Source organism: Thermococcus henrietii (genome assembly GCF_900198835.1).
Taxonomy (GTDB): domain Archaea; phylum Methanobacteriota_B; class Thermococci; order Thermococcales; family Thermococcaceae; genus Thermococcus; species Thermococcus henrietii.
The window spans coordinates 1,062,253-1,081,185 of the sequence record NZ_LT900021.1 but is presented as its reverse complement, the minus strand read 5'-3'; the positions used below and the strand labels follow the sequence as shown (position 1 = coordinate 1,081,185).

The following is an 18,933-nucleotide window of genomic DNA, read 5'->3' as shown; positions in this document are numbered from 1 at the left end:
TCGCCGTAAAAATAAAAGGGAGCTTAATTAAATGCCTACAGCCAATTCGCCTTTTGCCGATATTATCTTTGCAACTTGAACGATGTGTTCTCCTTCTCAAGGACCTTCGCCTTTAGGGGCCTCGTGACAAGTTCGTAGGCAAAGCCGGCGAGGTCAGACAAGATTCCCTGAACCTCCGGTGGGGTCACGTCAACGACCTCCGGCTCGACGACCTCAATCGCAACCGGCGAGTACTTGGCGACCAGCTGGAAGAGGGTCTCGATGTCAGAAACGAGCTCCGTTGCAACGAGGAAGTACTTAAGCCCGCTCTTTTCACTGGTACCCTGCTCTCTGGCCACAAATTTGTTAATCCTGCATCCCTCATACGCAAGGGCCTTTGAGAAGTCCCTCTTGAGTGTTTCCTCGTCCTCGCTGAAGGTCTCGACGACGAAGCGGTAGAGGACCATCCTCTCGTCGAGAATCATCGACTCAATCTCCTCCCGAGAATAGCCGATTCTGGGCTCCTCAAGCTCATCGAGCTTTGGATAAGCGGCCAAGGCACCAAAACGCTCAATCAGCTGGCCCATGAGGTACGAAACGCCTCCAAGAATCTCGGTAAGCCTTTTCGCATCGAGCTCAATCTTCGATGTAGTGACGACGTCTATCGCCGCTGGAGCGTAGCGGATGGCCAAATCCACCATGACCTCAAAGGGGGCCTCTATCCTCGCCTCTATCATGCCGGAGTACGGCATCAGCTCGCTCTCGGGATCCTCCAAGATGTCCTCAACGTGGATATCCTTAACGCTAGCCTCCTTCTCGGACTTGAGCATCTCCACGGTCTTGGCCATAGCGCTTTCTAAAGCTTTCTTATCGTTGGAAAGGCCTTCGATATAAAAAATCGCCTCAATCTTGTCCATTTTCACCACCACATCCCCGGATAGCGCCTTTTCTTGTATGTGCCAACTATCGGGATTCTCTCACCGCAGTACTTACACCCTCCGTCCTCGGTGATATTGTACTCGGTAATCTCAAAGCCGTAGCGGACTATTAAAGGCTTTCCGCAACGCGGGCAGTAGGTGTGCTCTCCCGGGTGCCCGGGCACGTTACCGATGTAGACGAACTTCAGGCCCTCTTCCCTGGCGACGCGGTAGGCCATCTCCACAGTTTCGAGCGGTGTCGGTGGAAGGTGGAGGAGCTTGTAGTGCGGGAAGAAGCGCGAGAAGTGCACCGGCGTGTCGTCGCCAAGCTCGTTGACAACCCAGCGGGCGAAGGCCCGTATTTCCTCTTCCCTGTCGTTGAGCGTCGGGATTATGAGGTAGGTCAGCTCGACGTGGATTCCAAAGTCCTTCTTCGCTATAACTGCCGTCCTCCTGCTCGGCTCACCGCTCGGAACTCCGGCTATCTTCATGTAAAACTCGTCGCTGAAGGCTTTAATGTCGATGTTCATCGCGTCGATGTAGGGCGCGAGTTCTCTAAATGGCTCCTCGTTGATGTAGCCGTTGGTGATGAGGAGGTTGTAAATTCCCTCCTTCTTCGCAAGTTTAGCAGTGTCGAGAACGAACTCGTACCAGATTACGGGTTCGTTGTAAGTGTATGCTATGCTCTCACAGCCGTAGCGCTTCGCTATGGCAACGACCATTTCGGGCGTCATGTCGTGGAGGTAGGGAAAGCTCTCGTCTGCCTGACTTATCTCCCAGTTCTGGCAGTGCTTGCAGTGCATGTTACAGCCTACAGAGCTTATCGAGAGCGCGCACGAGCCGGGCCAGAAGTGGAAGAGCGGTTTCTTCTCCACCGGGTCAGCCCCTATTGCCGAGACCTTGCCGTAGTTGAGCGTGTAAAGTTTTCCTCCGATGTTTTTCCTAATCTTACAGGAACCCCTCTTGCCCTCGTTTATGATGCAGTTAAGAGGACAGAGCTTACAGCGAACCTTGCCCCCCTCTAAGGGCTCCCAGTAAAGGGCCTCCTTCATGGCTCTCACCCAGAAGAAGTCCGCTCACCCACGTTTAAGCTTTTGGTATCCCTCGTAGAACTCCCGGAGCGTTAAAAACCTCGCACCGTTATCGAGGTGGAACTCAATCAGCTTTCTGAGCTTTTCCAACGCCCCTTTACCGGTCCCAAACCAGCAGTCGGGCCTCAAGCGCTTGGGCATCCTCACGAACTCCCAGGGATGGAAGATGTAAACGACCGGACTCTCAAACTTTCTGTGAAACCTTTCCTGCATCCTCCACGGGAGGCGCGTAACTATGGAGGTCGTCGTGGCGGGAACTTCGAGAACGCCGTTGATTTCGGTAACCCCTTTGCGCCAGCCCTTGTGGCGAGCCTTGGTTGAGTCAACCCTAAAGCCGAGCTCAGCCAGGATGCGGTAGTAGCTATCCGGAAACTGGAAGTTGGGGGCGCGGAAAGAGACCGGCTCGGAAAAGCGGGAGAGAATCTCTTTAGCCTCTTCAAGCCTGCGCTTCGCCTCCTCAAAGGAAAGCCGGTCAAAGCGTTCGTGCTCAAGACCGTGACAGCCGAGTTCATGCTTTTTTCCAGCGCGCTCCGCCAGCTCCGGGAATTCCTCCGCGATTCTGCCGGTGAAGAGAAAAGTTCCTTTGATTCCAAACTCCTCGAGGAGGTGCATAACGCGAGGGAGGCCCTCCTCCATGCCCCTCCTTGTCTCTGCGAACGGCGGGCAGTCGTGCTCAACGTCGAAGGTCAGCATTACTATCTTAGCCATTCTCCGCCACCTCGTCGAGGACCTCACGGTAGAGCGCCACTATTCTTCTCACGACGACGTTCCAGTCGTAGACCCTCTCGACTCTCCTCTTCCCGAGACGGCCGAGGCGCTTCTCCACGTTCTGATTGCCGAGGACGAGGTTTATGGCCTCCGCCAGCCGCTCGGAGTTCCCCGGGGGGACGAGCAAACCACATCCGTCTATTATCTCAGGAATCCCTCCAACACTCGTTCCAATAACAGGCGTACCGCTGGCCATTGCCTCAAGGAGAACTATCCCGAAGGCCTCGCTCAGGCTCGGGAGGACGAAGACGTCACTGGCCCTGTATAGGAGGGGGAGCTTCGGGTACTCCACCATGCCGAGGAACCTGACCCGCTCCCCAACGCCGAGAAGCTTGGCCCTCTCCCTAAGAATTGGGAGCATACTCCCCTGACCGGCCACGAGAAGGGTTCCGTCCACGTGCTTCATTGCGTTGATGAGCGTGCTAACGCCCTTCCTTGGTTCCAGTCGACCAACGTAGAGAATCACCCGTTCACCGAGCCCTAGCTTTTCCTTGGCCTCCTCCTTCGAAAGAGGTATGTCGAAGAAGTCCACGTTAACACCGTTCTGGATGACCTCTATGGGAACCCTCGTGAAGCGCCTTATAAACTCCTTTGAGGCCCTGCTGACGGCTATTATCCTGTGCGGGTTTCCAAGGTAGTACTTGAAGTACGGGAACGTCATCCTCGCCAGAGCCTTTATAGCTGACGAGTTCTCATAGTTTATGCTGTGGGTCGTCAGGAGGGTTGCCTTTCCAGATTTTCGGCCGGCGGAAACGGCTTTGAGGGCAAGTGGGGTGAAGGCGTGCTGACCGTGCACTATGTCGTGCCCCTCAATGTAGGGTATCATGTGAGAGGCATTTTTGGAGAAGATACTCATGTTGATTCCAACGCTCCCTAAGGTGTATCCCGGCACCTTGATTAAACCGATACCCTCCCTCCTGAGTTCCTCCTCCCTGCCGGTCACCCGGTCGTTGGTAACTATCGAAACCTCATGACCGAGCTTCCGCAGGTGAAGCGCGAGGTCATGCATGTGAACCGCAACGCCGCCGAGCTTTGGGTAGTACCAGTCACTCACTAACGCGATTTTAAGGCTCTCCATACTTCCCTTCCCCCGGAGGTAAAGAGCACCACGAGCCCAGATAGACTACCCAAGACATAGGAAATAAACCTTTCGAGTACAACCACCGACACGGCCAGTGTGGGGGGAAGGCCAACGTAGGTGAGGGTCCCAACTAGACCACCCTCAACTATGCCTATCCCACCGGGGGTGAAGGCGGCTATCCCAAGGATAAGGTTGACGACGGACACGAACACGAGAACCGGAAAGGAAACTTTCAAACCAAAGGCCAGCGTGAGCAGTTTGAGCCTCGCGACGTCAAGGGCCCACACGAGCGAACTGGCAGTGATTCCGACGAGGTTGACTTCCCCGCGCCTCCTAAGGGTTAGTATCCTCCCCCGGTCTTCATCGGAGAGTTCAACGCGGAAGAGCCGAAGCGTTAGCTCGATGAACCCCTCCCATTTGAGCCAAATCATTAACAGGCCGAGGAGGAGGGGAATCAACACGAGAGCCTCGGACGTTGCGAAGTACAGAAAGCCTATTGCGACCATGACCATGACGGGGATTGACTCAAGGATTCTCTCGTAGACTATCGTAACCGCAGAGATGCCCATCGGAACTCCACGAAGCTTTGAAACCCACAGCATCCTGAGGAGCTCTCCTCCTCCCCTGCTCATCGGCGTTATGTTGTTCATAAATAGCCCGGCAAGGTTCGCCTTGAAGAGCTCGCTGATTGGGACGTCAACACCGGTGCCCCTAAGCACGTACTTCCATCTGACGGCGAACAGGAAGACGCTTACGTAGTATGTGGCTATCGCAAGGAGGAAGTAGTGTAGGCTTGCGCACTTTGCCTGCTGGATTCCAGTCAGCACTTCCATTTTAATACTACTAAACATACGGAACTCCTTCCATGTCAGTGGTTATAAACCTTCTGGTGACTCAGGTGCTCCCAACCAAGCCTTGGAACTGGTTTTTTATTCCCATTAACCACTGAGTAAACGCCCTTCCCGGGAGTAACAACACCGATGACCGAAAACTCAAAATCAATGCTATCCGCGAGGTCCGGCGAAACCGTAAAGACCAGCTCAAACTCCTCCCCGCTCGCGAGGGCGACTTCCACCGGGTCGAGGCCTAAAAGCCCCGCCACCTCCTCAACGCCCTCTCCGATGGGTAGTCTCTCCGGATAAACCTCGATTCCAACGCCGCTCATCTCCGCGAGGAGGTAAAGCTCCTTCGCGAGGCCGTCGCTGATGTCTATCGCCGAGCTGGCCACCTTTGAGAGCGCAATCCCTTCCTCAACCCTCGCCTTTGGCTTGAGGAACTTCTCGTAGAGGGCCTTTCTAACTGCGTCGCTCACCTCGAGCCCGTTCCTCCAGACGAGGTAGCCGGCCAAAGCCCTCCCCAGGTCGCCGGTAACGCAGAGCAATTCACCCGGCCTCGCTCCAGAGCGCGTGAGGGGTCTCTCGGCAAGCCCCAGCGCTATACCGTCTATGATGAGGTCGTCGGCCTCGTTGGTGTCGGCGCTCAGGACAGGAAGGCCGTAGAAGTCGAGGGCCCCACCGATTCCCCTCGCAATCCCCTCAAGGTAGTCCGAATCCAAATCCCCCGGAATCCCAAGGGAGAAGAGGAAGCCTACCGGCCTTGCCCCCATCGAAGCTATATCGCTCACGTTCATGGTTACTGCCTTGAAGCCGACCTGCTCGGGAGTCATTATATCGGGCACGTCCGTTTTCCTGACGAGCATGTCGTTGGTCGCGACGAGCCACTTCTCACCGAGCTTTAAGGCACCGGCATCGTCCCCGAGGGGTAAATCGCCCTGCCGGTTGAGGTGCCTGAGGAAGAGGTCTATGATTTCGGATTCCCTCACCGTTTCACCCCCAGGAGCCACCGCCACAGGGGTATAAGTTCAACGTCTCCGACTTTCCCCTCCTCGTCCCATGTTATGAGGACCTTTTCGTGAACGGGTAGCACCTTTGAAGCCTCCTCGAGGGCTTTAATTTCTCTTTCGAGCGTTCCCTCGGTGGAACGCGTTACCTGAATCAGCCTGTAATAATCCCCTTCCCGGATTACAAAATCGACTTCAAACTTGTGGGTCTTGAGGTAGTACGGCCTGATTCCCTGCCTGAAAAGCTCAACTAAAACGGCGGACTCCATCAGCCTTCCGAACTCGACCTTGTCCTTGAACACCCTCGCCAATCCAGAATCAACGAGGTAGACCTTCGGGGGAGCCTTCTCGCTCTCCCTCGGAGGTGCGAGCTTTCTGACCTTTAGGACAAGGTACGCGTCCTCCAGGTGTTCAAGGTAAGCGGACAGCGTGTTCCTGTTGGTCTCGACTCCCATACCCTTCATGTACCTGACCGTCTTGCTCACCGAGAACTCCCTGCCGAAGGACGAGCCGATGAGCTTCAGAAGGAGCTTAAGCGCCCTCGTGTTCTTTACCCCGAAGCGCTCAACAACGTCGCGGTAGAGTATCAAATCAACGTAGCCTTCGAGGGTCCTCCTTTTCAAAAGCTCAGAGTCTTCAAGGACGACCTCTGGGAAGCCGCCCCATAGGAGGTACTCCTCAAGGAGGGCCTTAACCCTCGCCTTCTTTGGGAGGGATTCCCCCGGTGTGAAGGACTTGGCCCGGAGGAACTCTCTAAAGGAGAAGGGGTAGAGCTCAAACGAAACTCCCCGCCCCCGCAACTGGGTCGCAATTTCCCTGCTGAGGAGCTTCGATGACGAGCCGGAAACAAAAACCGTGTGGCCCAGAGAGACGGCCCTTTTGACGAAGAGCTCCCAGCTCTCCACTTCTTGAACCTCATCGAGGAATAGAACACCCTTTTTCTCACCGTAGATTTCATGGAAAACCTCAAGGAACCCGTTGAGAGTCTTGAGCGTTGGGGGGTAAATTCTATCGTCATCGAGGGGCAGGTAGAGGGAAGGAACCTTTCCGAGGAGACCTTTGAAGCGCTGGAGCATGTAAAAGCTCTTGCCCGCTCTTCTCGGGCCGGTTATGGCAACTGCCCTCGGAACCCTCGGCAGGGGGACATCAAGCTCCCTCTCAACACCCCCAACATCGAGTTCAAGGTAGTCCTCGACGACCTCCCTAACGCTTTCCATCACTCACACCTTGCTAATTTTAGTTAGCAAATTTTTAAAGATTTTGCCAATCACGTTTAGCAACTTTTCACGAATCCTGCCAATCTCACCGGGCAACATTGAGGAAGTCCGTTATGCTCATCTGCCTCGGCTTCTCGGTCTCCTCGGGAATTTCTACCTCAACGCTCTCAAGGTCTTCAACCCTCGCCTTTCTAATCTCCTCTGGGAGCTTTATCTCCCCGTATTTCCCGCCACCGCCGGGGATAACGATGAGCTTCCCGTTGCGGTAGGCCCATACGGCTTTAGCTACCTCCTCGTGGACATTTGCAAGTTCCTTAACGGGAACGTCGACGAGAACCCTAATCTCGCTCCCGAAGTCCCTCAAAAAGCGCTCCCATATCAGCCGAACGGCTTTGGTCTCAACCCCTTTGCCGATGACCATTGAGATAATCTCGGCGAGGGGAGCGAGGCGCAGGTAGGGCGGTCTGTCTTTCGGCCTCTCTTCCGTATCCGCCAGCTCAAGGATTCTGTCCTTTACGCCCTTCTTTATCCGACCACCGCACTTGGGGCACTTCCATTTGAAGGCCTTCGCCTCGCCGAGGGAGTAGTGGGCGTAACAGCGGGAGCAGGCCGTCAGGTGGTACTTCCCAAGCCTTGGGTCTAAACCAGCGTTCAGGACGATTCTCCTCCCGCCGCGCCTTAGAATCGCCTTCCGGACTTCCTCAAAGGTAACCTCCTCAACCTCAAAGCGGTTGAACTCTCGCCCAAGGCGGTGGGGCATCGGCGAATGCGCGTCGCTGTTGCTGAGGTAGGTTAATCTGTGGTGGGCCTTTATCATGTCAGCCATCTCGCTGTCGGCAGAGAGGCCGAGCTCGAGGAAGTGGATTTTGGCCCCTCCGTAGGCCTCCTTTAAGCCCTCGTACTCCTTGTAGAGGCTCGTCCAGGGGGTGAAGGCGTGGGCCGGGCCGATTAGAACGCCGAGGTCGTTGGCCAGGTCGGCTATCTCTCCAGCTGAAAGGCTCAAATGGGGCCTGCCCTCTGTCTCGATGTCGGCTGAGTATTTTCTGAGGATTTCCCTCATCTCGCGAACCGTCTCGATGCTCGGAAAAATCAGGACGTGGTGAACCCTCCTGCTGTCCTCGACCTCAGTAGTTAGGAGGAAGCGAACCCCGTTGAGCTCGTAGGTCCCTTCATCGACTTTCTTGGCGTATCTAAGGAGCTCCACCTCCCAATGGGGGTTGAGAATGTCACCCGTTCCGACCAAGCCAAGGCCCTTGAAGCGCGCGTTTTCTGCCAGATTGGGTATCGTCATCGCCTTTGAGACCGCCTTGGAGTAGCGGGAGTGAAGGTGAAGGTCGGCATCTACTAACATCTCACCACCGCCCAAAGTTTTCGGGGCCTCTAAAAAACCTTCTCCCAAACCCTTATAACCCGGATTTTGGAGTTGAGAACGGTGAAAGGCATGAAGGTTGAGGGATTCGTCTCGTCTCTGAGAAACGCGGAAACCATCGGCGAGCTCTTCAAGATACTGCAGGAGAGCGGAGCCCCGATAGTCGAGCTCGACGGCCAGAGGTTTCTCATCGTCGTCGAGGGCGACTTCGAGGGAAGGCCATTCTGGACCGAGATAAACGGCGAGAAGGCCAACCAGGCCTTGGGTGATGCGATGCTCAACTCCTCCAGCTTCCCCTTCAAGTGCAGGAAGCCCTACACCGGCGGAAACGTCATCTTCGTGAACTTCGACGACATTGAGGTCGGGAAGTTCCTCGTGGCCTACCGCGACCCTGACTACGGCATCTTCTACCTCGTCGAGGACGGTGAGGCGAGGGAGATAACCGGGGAGGAGTACGAGGAGCTCAAGGCCGAGATGCCCGAGTTCAAAGTGAAGTCCATGAGCGACGAGCAGATGGACATGATGGGAGCCTTCTTCGGTTGAGGACTATGAACGGGGAGTGGGACCTTCAGAAGTACGTCAGGAAATGGTCAATCCTCCTCGGAATCTCCGCGCTGGCGGGATTAGTTGGGGGAGTGGGTGCGCTCGTGTTCAGGGTGCTGATTGAGGTCATCCACTCCCTCTTTTTCACCTCCGTGCTTCCGAGGATTTCCTACGAGTTCCACGGGGTCAACCTCGGGTACATTCTCCTCCCTGTGTTCGGCGCGCTCCTGATAGCGCCGATGGTGAAGAAATACCCCGAGTTGAGGGGAAACGGTGTCCCCGAGGTCATCGAGGGCATAATCTTCAAGAGCGGTAAGATTGGTGCGAAGCTGGCATTTCTGAAAACGCTCGCAACTGCAATTTCTATTGGGGCTGGAGGTCCGCTCGGCCGTGAAGGCCCGGCCGCGTTCATCGGTGCGGCCCTCGATTCGGCGCTGGCCGAGAAGCTCCCAAAACCGCAGGCGAGGAAGCTCATAACCACCTGCGGCCTGGCAGCTGGAATCGCGGGAACCTTCAACACGCCCCTGGCCGGAGCAATGTTCGCCCTCGAGGTCATCTACATGGGTGCAATAACGATAAACCTCGTCCCGATATTCGTCTCCGCTATAATCGGCAACGCCATAACCCTCGTGGTCCTCCACAATCCGGCCCGCTTTCCGGTTCTGAATCCCAACATAAGCGTTCTCGCGGGGATTCCCTTCTATTTCCTCCTCGGCGTTGTTCTCGGCCTCATTGGCTACGCTTACACGAAGGCTCTCTACAGGGCCACCGACGCCTTTGATAGATTCTCCAAAAAGTACCCCTTCGAGCTCCGCCTCCTCATCGGCGCCCTGGGAATCGGCCTAATCGGAATGCTCCTGCCCCACGATGGTATCTTTGGAATCGGCTTTGGGGGAATAAAGGATGCACTCCTTGGAAAGTTTGCATTTGATATGCTAATTGTTCTCGCGCTGGCAAAGATGACGGCGACGCTTTTGGCGATAAGCTCCGGCTTCTCCGGCGGAATCTTTGCCCCAAGCCTCTTCATTGGAACTATGCTCGGTTCAGCTTTTGGAACCCTAGTCTCACACTTCGCTCCAGCAAACGTCGAGGCCTACGCTCTAGCGGGAATGGCCGGCTTCTTTGCGGCGGCAACTCAGGCCCCGCTAACTCAAATAATTATGATAACCGAGATGTCCGGAACCTACGCCTACTCGCCGGCGGTTGCATTGACCTCAGTCGTTGCGTTCCTGACGGCGAGGGCATTCTTTAAGGGGTCCTCCGTGTACACAATTAAACTCGAACGGAAGGGCATCAAAGTCAAGACGGGAAGACCATTAATCCTGGAGACAATAGCCGTTCACGAGATAATGAGCACGAAAGTCGTCAGGATTTACGAAAAGAGACCCCTAATGGAGGTTGAGCGCATAATAGCCTCCACGGGTCACGATTTCCTCCCCGTTGTGGATGACGAGGGACGAGTTGTTGGCATAATCGGGGTTCCCGACATACTCGGTAAGTCAACCGCCATCAAGAAGCTCCCCGTTGAGCGGTTCATGAGAAGGAACTTTGCAGTTGTAACGCCGAGGGAGACGGCACAGGACGCGTTGGAAAAGATTCTCATGAACGACCAGAACCTCATCCCCGTTGTGGATGATTCCGGAAGGCTTCTCGGTGTCGTCACGAAAAAAGACATCTACAAAGCCTATTATCACGCCATCGAGGGGATATACCTCTGGTGAGTGGTTCAACTTTCTATGGATAAACGCCCAGTTCCGGCCTTTTTTTCTGAAACTCTATCGTTAGAGATGCCTAACTCTTAAAAATACCTGGGGAAAGTTTTAAATTCTATCCTACAAGACGTGAAACGAAGAAAAAAGGAGGCGGTAACATGACAACAGACATGGTTGCGAGGGTCCTTGTGGCGGTGCTGGGTTCAGGGATAATTGCCATGCTGATAAGCAGGCGCTATAACATCTCCTACGTCCCGCTCTTCATAATCGCGGGCATGATACTCGGTCCGATAGCCGCGCTCGTACCAAGGAACATTGCCCACGAGCTTTTTGATTACGTTCGTGTCTTCGGTTTGGTAATGATTCTCTTCACGGAGGGCCACAACCTGAGTTGGAAGCTGTTGAAGAGGAACTTTCCAACGATAGCAACCCTCGACACTGTCGGGCTCCTCATCACGGCTCTTCTGTCGGCATGGTTCTTCTCGGTCGTCTTTCACGCCCCGTTTCTCATCGGGTTCCTCTTCGGCGCCATCATAAGCGCAACCGACCCGGCCACGTTGATTCCACTCTTCAGGCAGTACCGCGTCCAGCAGGACATCGAAACGACGATAGTCACGGAGTCAATCTTCAACGACCCCCTCGGTATAGTCCTCACGGCCGTTGCAGTGGCTATGCTCGTGCCCAATGCCAGTGGCGGCATCTTCGCAAGCTTTAGCTCACACCTCGGCGTCTACGGTGCGGCGGTCGTTTACTTCCTCTACGAGGTCGTCGTTTCCATAGTCGTAGGCATAGCCGTCGGTGCCTTCGGTTACTGGTTCATCAAGAAAACCAAGATATTCGAGTTCCCAGAGATTGAGATTTTCTCCCTCTTCCTGGCCTTTGGAGGCTTTATGATTGGCGAAAAGCTCCAAGCTTCGGGTTACCTTGTGGCGACCACCACCGGAATAATCCTCGGTAACTATAAGGTCTTCAGCAAGAGAGAGAAGCCCCAGGTGCTCAACAAGGTCATGAAGGCCATCGAAAAGGAGGTTCATTTCAACGAGAGCATAGCCGCCATAGCGACGATATTCATATTCGTCCTCCTCGGGGCGAGCCTAAATCTCAAGCCCCTGCTGAACAACCTCTGGGGCGGAATCCTCGTGGCGTACTTCATAATGCTCGTCGCCAGGCCGATAGCGGCGCTACCAATCCTCAAGTGGTGGGGCAAGAAGGAGTACATCTTCATAGCCCTCGAGGGCCCGAGGGGTGTCGTTCCATCGGCACTCGCGGCCCTGCCGCTCAGCTTGGCAATGAAATACCACAGCAGTACATTGACCGTCTACTGGGGAGAGGTAATCCTCGCGGTAACGGTTATCACTGTCCTGGCGTCGGTCATAACCGAGACCCTGTGGGTGCCCTTCCTCAAGAGCCGGCTCCTCCAGCCAGAAACGGTAGAGGACAGGATGAGAAAGTACCACGAGAAGAAGAGGGCAAGGGCCTCATGACTTCCCCATTTTTTCCATTGCCCCAATGAAGTAGAAGAGCAACTTTGCGGCTGTCAACGCAGTCGGGTTACCAATAGTTTCCCCAGCGACTTCCATTATATCGAAACCCGCTATTCTCTTGTTCTCAACCAACCATTCGATTGCTTCAACCACTTCCCAGAAGCCCAGACCACCGGCCTCGGGCGTTCCCGTCGTCGGGACGAGGGCCAAGTCGAAGACGTCTATGTCCACCGAGAGGTAAACCGGTTCCGGAAGGGGCCTAACGAGTTCCACGAACGACTCGAAGTCATAGTCCCTTGCGTGAACCCAGCGGATTCCTCTTTCCTCCGCGAACTCAACTTCCTCCCTCGTCCCGCTCCTGATTCCGAACATGGCCTCCTTAACTTCCAGCTCCGCTATTCTTCTGGCGACACAGGCGTGGTTGTAGGGGTTGTCCTCGTAGCTGTCCCTGAGGTCGAGGTGGGCGTCGAAGACAACGTAGCTTTTGGGTCTTAAAGCCTCAACCGCTCCGAGCGTCTGGGAGTGCTCCCCGCCGAGGAGTATCGGTATCGCGTTCGGGTTCGCCCGCTTAAGCTCTTCAATCGTCTCCCTGACCCTGTCGGCGGTTCTCCTCGGGTCACCGGCGACGACCGCGACGTCACCGATGTCCGCTATCGGGAGTTCGGCTATGTCAAGGTCGTAGTCCAGTACGTAGCTCTCGAGGTTCAGCGTCGCCTGTCGTATCAGCGCCGGCCCGAAGCGCGCTCCAGCTTTGTAGCTCGTTGTCCCGTCGAAGGGAACCCCGAGTATAACGTACCTAGCCTTTTCGGGCTCCGTGAGGGGGAGCTCAAGCTTGAATGTCTCGTAGGTGTAGAGGAACTCCATACCACCACCCGGCCCGGAATTGGAAGAGGGGTTTTAAAGCTACCTCACAATCATCACAGGCGGTTCAATGTGACCGACGACCTCCTCGAGGAGCGAGCCTATCCTCGTCTTTCCGCTCTTTCCGTAGGCGCCCATGACGACGAGGGAGTAGCCCGAGTTCGCTTCCTCAAGGATTCTGTCCTTGGCCGGTCCCTCGACGATTTTGAAGGCGCAGTTGACGCCCTCGCGCTGGCCGAGTTCGAGGAGCGTCGTTAGCAGGTCCTTTATGCTCCTTTTGTTTTCCTCCCACAGGGTCTCCTCAAAGCGCTTGATTTCCTCAAGGCTTCCGCTCCGAACGCTGGCGTGGAACGCTATGGCCCTCGCCTCCCTCCTGTCGAGAACCGAGAAAAGGACGACCTTCGCGTTTTTGCCTCTCGCTATGGCGAAGGCATGCAGGGCCGCCTTCTGGCTCCACTTCGAACCATCAACAAGGACAAGTATCTTCATACCACCACCTCACAGTCCGTACCTAATCCAGAGCATTAAACTCCCCACCAAAACTGTCGAGAACATTATCACGGCGCCAACCTTCAGGAACTCGCCGAAGGTTATTCTAATTCCCTCTCTGTGAGCTATTCCAATGACGACAACGTTGGCACTCGCACCGATAGCGGTACCGTTTCCTCCGAGACAGGCGCCGAGGGAGAGCGCCCACCAGAGAGGATATGTGTTCATGCTCGAACCCATCGCCTTTATCAGCGGAATCATTGTAGCCGTGAGGGGAATGTTGTCAACGATTGCACTCGATATCGCCGAGAACCACGAGATTACGAATATTGCCTGGGCCTCGCTGTGAATGAGCCCGATGATTCTGTCGGCGAGCGCGTCTATAACCCCCGTTTCGACTAGGGCTCCAACGATTAGGAAGAGCCCTCCAAAGAAGAAGAGCGTCGCCCACTCGACCTTCTCGAGGGCCTCCTCCGGCGAGAAACCGCTCCAGAGGAGCATCGCAGAAGCGCCGAGGAGCGCTATGACCGCCGGCTCAACGCCCATAGTGTCGTGAAGGAAGAATCCCAAGACGATACCAAGGATTATTATCACCGACTTCCTGAAGAGCTCCCTGTCACGTATCGCATCGCGCTCGTCCATTCCCATTATCAGCCTCTCAATCTCGGCCCTCTTCGACGGGCTGACCTTAATCGTATTCCTGTATGCGAGGTAAACTATGGCTACCGTCACGAACAGGTCAACGACCGCTATCGGCCCCATGTTGCTCAGGAACTCGTTGAAGCTGAGCTTCGCGGCGGAGCCAATCATGATGTTCGGGGGGTCGCCGATTAGCGTCGCTGTTCCGCCTATGTTGGACGCGAATATCTCGGCGAGCAGGAAAGGAACCGGGTTAACGTTCATCTTCTTGGTTATGTAGAGGAGCATTGGAGTGAGCAGTAGAACAGTGGTGACGTTGTCAAGGAAAGCACTCACAACCGCGGTAACGACCGAGAACAGCAGGAGAACCTTCATGGGGTCGCCCTTTGAGAACTTTGCAGTCTTTATGGCAATGTACTCGAAGAGCCCGCTCTCGCGGGAGACGTTCACGACGACCATCATTCCGGCCAAGAGGAGAATCGTTCCGAGGTCGAGGTATTCGGGGACCTTCTCCCAGGGTACTATGCCTACAAGCAGGATAACGCTCGCGCCGACCATCGCGGCGACCGTTCTGTGAATCCTCTCGGTTATGATGAAGGCGTAAACCCCAAGGAACACTGCGAGCGCTATAATCTCCTGGGCGTTCATGATACCACCTCAGTAAACGATTACGGGTTTCTTAATTCCCTGGACGATTCTGAAAACAACTGGGCTGACCTTGTGGGTCTTCACGCTCTCGGAGCCAAAGTGCCTTGAGAGAACAAGCAAATCCCTTTCCTCGCTCTCCCTTTCAACGAACTCAACCTTGTCGGCGAACGTTATCTCAACCGAGTAGTCGAGGCCAAGTTCGCTCAGAGCCCTCTCCGCCAGGGTTATCATCTCCCTCCCAAGGGCTTCCTCCTTTCTGCGGAACTCCTCTGCCTCATTTTCGCCGAGGGTGTCGCGGATTAACGCGAACAGCCCCTCGTCTATAAGGTAGACCACGTCAACCCTTGCACCGGGGTAAGCGGAGAGGACATCAAAAACCTCGTTTGGAACCCTGCCCGAGAACCTGTCCAGGATGAGAAGAATCGAGGTTACCACCGGAATCTGAAGCTCCTCCTCGGTTAGGAAGAACTCCTGATACGCCTTGAGTATCTCCTCGTAGCGAGAGCCCGCTATGTTTCTGAACTTGCGGAGAACAAGCTCACTGAAGTTTACCATGGCAACACCCTAAGTTTATCGAGAAGAGGCCTTTAAAAGGTTGTGTGGGAGGGGCTCACTCGCCCCTGACCTTCTTAATCTGAATCCTGCCGAGGGTCTCCCAGTACTCGACGGTGATTCCTTCCTTGAGCTGGTCCTTGACCTCGTCCTCGACGCCAGTCTCGATTGGAACGTCGTAGAGCTCGTAGGTCTCCATGTCCATAATCTGGACGGTGTCAGGGGTTATGGCTATGACCTGACCAACGCGCTTGTCGATAATCGGGACGTCAACTTCCGCGCTGGTCGGCTTAACGATGCTCCTGACCTTTCTGTCGAAGATTCCAACGGCCTCAATCCTGGCTTTGGCGGAGCCGTGCTTTCCGGGCGAAGAAACGGTCACGTTCACGATTCTGCAGGGCTCGCCGTCGATAATTATGTACCTTCCGGGCTTGAGCTTGCTGACCTGAACCTTGGTCTTGTCTCCCATTTTTCATACCTCCCATAAGCGCTCTGGGAGGAGTTAGAAAAGGCGTTTAAAAAATTTTTGAAAAAGCTCAGCGACGGCTCTTTAAGAGCACCCCGTTCATCAAAAGGGGTACCAGCAGGACGAGACCGAGTACTGCACCAAGCTTAACGGCGTCGCTTGAGCTCTTGAAGGCGTAGTAAAGGGAGAATACACCAACGAACGCCAAAAACACCAGGGAAAGCGACAGGAGGCTCTTTTTGGAGGTAAGGTCTGACTTGAGGACCGGGTATGCCTCAGCTATGGCTATTATTGCACCGACGCTGAACGGGACTGTGAAGAACATCGTCTTAGCCGAACCGAGCTCCATGACTATCGCGACAATCATGCCAACGATGGAAACGCCGGCGAGTCCCTTCGTCCTTCCGAGCTGCATGACTTCTGAGAGCATTTGGGTGCCCATCTCAAGGAGGACGATTATAGTGGTGAGACCTGCGAAGTAGAAGGAGAGTATCAGGAGGAACGTGATTGTACTTGCCCCCGGAACGTTGCCCTTAAGAACCTGTGGGATGAAGTAGAACACCCTAACCGACTGGGGAAGCGGTGCGGTGCTGTTCGTCGCGTACGCCTGAAGGGCCCTGAACTGGGAGTAGAGCTTAAAGCTCTGCTCAACGTTCATGTTTGGGTTGTGGACGCTCTTTTCGAAGGCCTGGAAGGCGGGGCCGAGGGAGTACGCCATGGTGTAGGCGGCCGCAAAGCTGAGGATTATCTGGAGGATGAACACACCGAGGAGGACACGCTTGAAGTCGAGGTCCTCCGGAGCAAAGCTACCAAGGACGTAGTAAACTCCAGCACCGAGACCGAACGCCACTATGACCGAGGCGAGGAGCAGTATCACGCCCTCAAACGAGAGGGGCTGGTGGAGGGAGGTTATGCTGGAGACCGCCTGATTCATGTAGTAGGTTGCCTGCTGGGAAGTAACGACGCTGAGGGCTTTGCTCCTGATAAGGAACGCTGAGATAATCGTGAAGATAATCATCAGAACGGAGATTCCGGATATGAATTCAAGGGTTTTGCCCTTGGCCAGCATGAGGAGGAGTGCCGCAAGGAGAATCGTTAGGATTGCAAAGGGGACGGTGTACGTGGTGTTGCCACCGAACAGGTATACGAGACCCCAGCCAGAGGCATAGGCCGTAACACCAAGGATTACAAGCAAGAACATCAGCAGGGTGAATATCACCGCGGGGGTCCTCGCAACCTTGAAGAACAGCTCGTATATAAGATATCTCGTCTTTTTGGTGCTCTGGGCTTCATTGTATGCCAGGAACAGGGCAACTACAGCTGGAACCAGCGAAATCAGGAAGCCCTTGAGACCAAAGACCATGTAGTACTTTGGAACCACTAAGAAACTCCACACACCGAGGATGTAGCCCGTAATGAGCAGGGCCATCATTATGTTTACCTTCCTCATTGCAAACACCCCTATTCTATGATTCTCAAGGGCGAAATGTAAGGATTATATAAAAACATTGTGGCATGCTAGACGTTCAATAACGGAAATGGAATTCAAAGGAGTAGATTGGCCTCGAAATTTACCAATATCTCGTTTACAATCGTCCACGCCATCAGGGGCTCGCGGTAGAGGCTAACCTTTTTTCCCTCAACGGAGCTCCTGAAGTCCCCGTGCGGGAAGCCGCCAACGATTACGAGCGGTTTCTCCAGCCCCGCTAAAACCTCGCCGAAGTCCCTCGGCTTCATTAGCTCCCCTTCCTCGTGCATCACGAAGACCCCGTCGGGACCTATTTCTTCCACGAGCTCACCCAGCGTTTTCTTCTCGATGCGGAGTAGAGCTAAATCCTTTGGAACGACCCCGTTCTTGAAGAGGCTCTCCATTAAGCCCAAGAAGCGGTTGTAGTTCCTTGGAAGCCTCGTCTCTGGCTTTATGTATATCACCTCGTCGTTCCTCGTGTGGACGTAAACGCGGAGCTTCCCCTCCTTGTTGGCTATGCTCTCCAGAGCGTTGAGTAGGCAGATGTGCACTATGTCCGGTCTTCCGCGCCTCTCACCGTCTTCGAGCTTCCTGAGCGCCGCGTGGTGGTAACTGCTCTCAAGTATCACTTCCTCCGGCTTCTTGCCCCTCCTCCTCGCGTAGTTCACAACGGCTGGATGCTCCACTATCGATTTTGGCACGAGCTCAAGCTCCGAATCAGCTATCACCAGATGGAGCATTCTCATCCCTCCTCGGCTTTATTCCCCTCTCCTCAAGGTCGTCGAGAATTCTCCTGAAGGTGTCTATGCGCATGCCGAGAATCTCGGGCGGAATGACGCCGAAGATGCAGCTTCCCTCGGCTACAAGCCTCGCTATAGCGGAGGCGGTGTAACCCGTTACGCGCGCCATCGAGGTGAATTCCCTCTCCTCATCGTAGAGGGTGTAGCTTATCGTCCTTCCGGGCTCGCTTCCGATAACTTTCATAATCGAGAAATCGGGACTCTCATAGGTCATCAGCGGGCTTATGACCTCGAGCGTCTTGTCAACGTGTTCCTCCTTGAAGAATCCAAGCTCTCTAAGGACCTTCATCTTCTCAAGGTGTCCCGGCCAGCGGAGCGTCCACTCCTCAAGCCTCCCGACCCTCACGCTCTCGAGCAAGCTCCTCAGGCCGTCGCTCGGAAAGGCCTCGAAGGTGAAGCCCTCTATTTCGGCGGTCTTAACCTCAGAGAGCGGGTCTATCTCTTTAACTTCGCCGTCCCGTATAACCCGCGCCGGCCGGGTGTACTCTTCAATTAAATCCTTAGGTGACCATGTAATTCTGTAATAGAGTGGCGGTCTCGGCTCTTTTGGAAGGCCACCAACGTAGATGTAGCCCTCGCTCATGTCATCGAGCTCGTTCCAGATTCTGCCCATGAGGATGTGGCTCAGTCCGGGGGCGAAGCCCGCATCGAATATCACTGTAACCTGGGCGTTTTCAGCTTCCTCACGGAGTTCTAGCGGGTTCTCGGGCATAAATGAGACGTCCACTATGTCAACGCCGGCCTTTATCGCGGCTTTGATTGATGAATAGCCGAAGCGGCCGGGCAGTGCACCAATAACGAGCTCGAATCCTTTCATTGCCTCGACGAGCCTGTCGAAGCGAGAGGCATCGAGCTTGAGCGGTGTGGCGAACTCGGAGACGGCCTTCAGCCTCTCCTCGCTGAGGTCGGCGACGTGGACGTCAAACTCGTCCCTCAAATCCCACGCTATAGCCCTTCCAACGTTTCCGGCGCCGAGAACGAGAACCTTCATTTTGGACACCGGAATAAG

Annotated in this window: 19 protein-coding genes; 3 read left to right on the top strand and 16 right to left on the bottom strand. The window is 54.9% G+C overall.

Annotation, left to right across the window (positions count from 1 at the left end; translation table 11 throughout):
- Window positions 1-62: 62 nt before the first annotated feature.
- The 8 genes from CS910_RS06010 to CS910_RS05975 form a co-directional block, all read right to left on the bottom strand.
- On the bottom strand, window positions 63-896 hold the full coding sequence (locus CS910_RS06010) for a hypothetical protein (protein ID WP_099210265.1): 834 nt from the start codon (window positions 894-896) through the stop codon (window positions 63-65).
- 2 nt (window positions 897-898) lie between these two features.
- Window positions 899-1,948: an AmmeMemoRadiSam system radical SAM enzyme gene (gene amrS, locus CS910_RS06005; protein ID WP_099210264.1), complete on the bottom strand. Its 1,050-nt coding sequence runs from the start codon at window positions 1,946-1,948 to the stop codon at window positions 899-901.
- A 24-nt stretch (window positions 1,949-1,972) separates the two neighbouring features.
- A complete protein-coding gene (locus CS910_RS06000) occupies window positions 1,973-2,695 on the bottom strand; it encodes a polysaccharide deacetylase family protein (protein WP_099210263.1) in 723 nt (240 codons plus the stop codon).
- Window positions 2,688-3,833, bottom strand: coding sequence for a glycosyltransferase family 4 protein (locus CS910_RS05995; RefSeq protein WP_099210261.1), 1,146 nt, complete (start codon window positions 3,831-3,833; stop codon window positions 2,688-2,690). The genes CS910_RS06000 and CS910_RS05995 overlap by 8 nt, the downstream gene beginning before the upstream one ends.
- Window positions 3,809-4,687, bottom strand: a complete 879-nt coding sequence (locus CS910_RS05990; RefSeq protein WP_099212448.1) for a lysylphosphatidylglycerol synthase transmembrane domain-containing protein — start codon at window positions 4,685-4,687, stop codon at window positions 3,809-3,811. Before CS910_RS05990 ends, CS910_RS05995 begins: the two co-directional genes overlap by 25 nt.
- A gap of 17 nt (window positions 4,688-4,704) precedes the next feature.
- Window positions 4,705-5,658: a thiamine-phosphate kinase gene (locus tag CS910_RS05985; protein WP_099210259.1), complete on the bottom strand. Its 954-nt coding sequence runs from the start codon at window positions 5,656-5,658 to the stop codon at window positions 4,705-4,707.
- Window positions 5,655-6,893: an ATP-binding protein gene (locus tag CS910_RS05980; RefSeq protein WP_223211935.1), complete on the bottom strand. Its 1,239-nt coding sequence runs from the start codon at window positions 6,891-6,893 to the stop codon at window positions 5,655-5,657. Before CS910_RS05980 ends, CS910_RS05985 begins: the two co-directional genes overlap by 4 nt.
- A gap of 85 nt (window positions 6,894-6,978) precedes the next feature.
- Window positions 6,979-8,244, bottom strand: a complete 1,266-nt coding sequence (locus CS910_RS05975; RefSeq protein WP_099210257.1) for a TIGR00375 family protein — start codon at window positions 8,242-8,244, stop codon at window positions 6,979-6,981.
- 90 nt (window positions 8,245-8,334) lie between these two features.
- Between CS910_RS05975 and CS910_RS05970 the strand changes: the two genes are divergently transcribed.
- The 3 genes from CS910_RS05970 (at window position 8,335) to CS910_RS05960 (ending at window position 12,001) form a co-directional block, all read left to right on the top strand.
- Window positions 8,335-8,805 (top strand): hypothetical protein, encoded by a 471-nt coding sequence (locus CS910_RS05970; protein ID WP_099210255.1) that lies wholly within the window; start codon window positions 8,335-8,337, stop codon window positions 8,803-8,805.
- Window positions 8,806-8,810: 5 nt separating this feature from the next.
- Complete coding sequence (locus CS910_RS05965) at window positions 8,811-10,526, top strand: chloride channel protein (RefSeq protein WP_099210253.1); 1,716 nt, start codon at window positions 8,811-8,813, stop codon at window positions 10,524-10,526.
- 149 nt (window positions 10,527-10,675) lie between these two features.
- Window positions 10,676-12,001 (top strand): cation:proton antiporter, encoded by a 1,326-nt coding sequence (locus CS910_RS05960; protein WP_099210251.1) that lies wholly within the window; start codon window positions 10,676-10,678, stop codon window positions 11,999-12,001.
- Here the strand turns inward: CS910_RS05960 and speB are convergent.
- The 8 genes from speB to CS910_RS05920 form a co-directional block, all read right to left on the bottom strand.
- Window positions 11,996-12,865: an agmatinase gene (gene speB, locus CS910_RS05955; RefSeq protein WP_099210250.1), complete on the bottom strand. Its 870-nt coding sequence runs from the start codon at window positions 12,863-12,865 to the stop codon at window positions 11,996-11,998. The two genes, CS910_RS05960 and speB, sit on opposite strands and share 6 nt — an antisense overlap.
- A gap of 39 nt (window positions 12,866-12,904) precedes the next feature.
- Entirely contained in the window at window positions 12,905-13,351 is a 447-nt protein-coding gene (locus CS910_RS05950) for a universal stress protein (RefSeq protein ID WP_099210248.1), read from the bottom strand.
- A 9-nt stretch (window positions 13,352-13,360) separates the two neighbouring features.
- On the bottom strand, window positions 13,361-14,638 hold the full coding sequence (locus CS910_RS05945) for an ArsB/NhaD family transporter (protein WP_099210246.1): 1,278 nt from the start codon (window positions 14,636-14,638) through the stop codon (window positions 13,361-13,363).
- A gap of 9 nt (window positions 14,639-14,647) precedes the next feature.
- A complete protein-coding gene (locus tag CS910_RS05940; protein ID WP_099210245.1) occupies window positions 14,648-15,193 on the bottom strand; it encodes an adenine nucleotide alpha hydrolase family protein in 546 nt (181 codons plus the stop codon).
- A 55-nt stretch (window positions 15,194-15,248) separates the two neighbouring features.
- Window positions 15,249-15,659, bottom strand: a complete 411-nt coding sequence (locus tag CS910_RS05935) for a translation initiation factor IF-5A (RefSeq protein WP_099210243.1) — start codon at window positions 15,657-15,659, stop codon at window positions 15,249-15,251.
- Between the two features lie 67 nt (window positions 15,660-15,726).
- Window positions 15,727-17,106, bottom strand: coding sequence for a sodium-dependent transporter (locus tag CS910_RS05930; protein WP_099210241.1), 1,380 nt, complete (start codon window positions 17,104-17,106; stop codon window positions 15,727-15,729).
- A gap of 95 nt (window positions 17,107-17,201) precedes the next feature.
- Window positions 17,202-17,864 carry a 16S rRNA methyltransferase gene (locus CS910_RS05925; protein WP_099210239.1) on the bottom strand — a complete coding sequence of 221 codons (663 nt, stop codon included), beginning with the start codon at window positions 17,862-17,864 and terminating at the stop codon, window positions 17,202-17,204.
- Window positions 17,842-18,915, bottom strand: a complete 1,074-nt coding sequence (locus CS910_RS05920; RefSeq protein ID WP_099210237.1) for a saccharopine dehydrogenase family protein — start codon at window positions 18,913-18,915, stop codon at window positions 17,842-17,844. Before CS910_RS05920 ends, CS910_RS05925 begins: the two co-directional genes overlap by 23 nt.
- Window positions 18,916-18,933: the final 18 nt, after the last annotated feature.

Excerpts from the sequence above, each read along its gene's own strand:
- speB (WP_099210250.1), bottom strand. The coding sequence starts at position 12,865 with ATGGAGTTCCTCTACACCTACGAGACATTCAAGCTTGAGCTCCCCCTC.
- CS910_RS05960 (WP_099210251.1), top strand. The coding sequence starts at position 10,676 with ATGACAACAGACATGGTTGCGAGGGTCCTTGTGGCGGTGCTGGGTTCA.
- CS910_RS06000 (WP_099210263.1), bottom strand. The coding sequence starts at position 2,695 with ATGGCTAAGATAGTAATGCTGACCTTCGACGTTGAGCACGACTGCCCG.
- CS910_RS05980 (WP_223211935.1), bottom strand. The coding sequence starts at position 6,893 with ATGGAAAGCGTTAGGGAGGTCGTCGAGGACTACCTTGAACTCGATGTT.
- CS910_RS05935 (WP_099210243.1), bottom strand. The coding sequence starts at position 15,659 with ATGGGAGACAAGACCAAGGTTCAGGTCAGCAAGCTCAAGCCCGGAAGG.
- CS910_RS05995 (WP_099210261.1), bottom strand. The coding sequence starts at position 3,833 with ATGGAGAGCCTTAAAATCGCGTTAGTGAGTGACTGGTACTACCCAAAG.
- CS910_RS05920 (WP_099210237.1), bottom strand. The coding sequence starts at position 18,915 with ATGAAGGTTCTCGTTCTCGGCGCCGGAAACGTTGGAAGGGCTATAGCG.
- CS910_RS05930 (WP_099210241.1), bottom strand. The coding sequence starts at position 17,106 with ATGAGGAAGGTAAACATAATGATGGCCCTGCTCATTACGGGCTACATC.
- CS910_RS05940 (WP_099210245.1), bottom strand. The coding sequence starts at position 15,193 with ATGGTAAACTTCAGTGAGCTTGTTCTCCGCAAGTTCAGAAACATAGCG.
- amrS (WP_099210264.1), bottom strand. The coding sequence starts at position 1,948 with ATGAAGGAGGCCCTTTACTGGGAGCCCTTAGAGGGGGGCAAGGTTCGC.
- CS910_RS05970 (WP_099210255.1), top strand. The coding sequence starts at position 8,335 with ATGAAGGTTGAGGGATTCGTCTCGTCTCTGAGAAACGCGGAAACCATC.
- CS910_RS05975 (WP_099210257.1), bottom strand. The coding sequence starts at position 8,244 with ATGTTAGTAGATGCCGACCTTCACCTTCACTCCCGCTACTCCAAGGCG.
- CS910_RS05945 (WP_099210246.1), bottom strand. The coding sequence starts at position 14,638 with ATGAACGCCCAGGAGATTATAGCGCTCGCAGTGTTCCTTGGGGTTTAC.
- CS910_RS05965 (WP_099210253.1), top strand. The coding sequence starts at position 8,811 with ATGAACGGGGAGTGGGACCTTCAGAAGTACGTCAGGAAATGGTCAATC.
- CS910_RS05925 (WP_099210239.1), bottom strand. The coding sequence starts at position 17,864 with ATGCTCCATCTGGTGATAGCTGATTCGGAGCTTGAGCTCGTGCCAAAA.
- CS910_RS05990 (WP_099212448.1), bottom strand. The coding sequence starts at position 4,687 with ATGTTTAGTAGTATTAAAATGGAAGTGCTGACTGGAATCCAGCAGGCA.
- CS910_RS05950 (WP_099210248.1), bottom strand. The coding sequence starts at position 13,351 with ATGAAGATACTTGTCCTTGTTGATGGTTCGAAGTGGAGCCAGAAGGCG.
- CS910_RS06010 (WP_099210265.1), bottom strand. The coding sequence starts at position 896 with ATGGACAAGATTGAGGCGATTTTTTATATCGAAGGCCTTTCCAACGAT.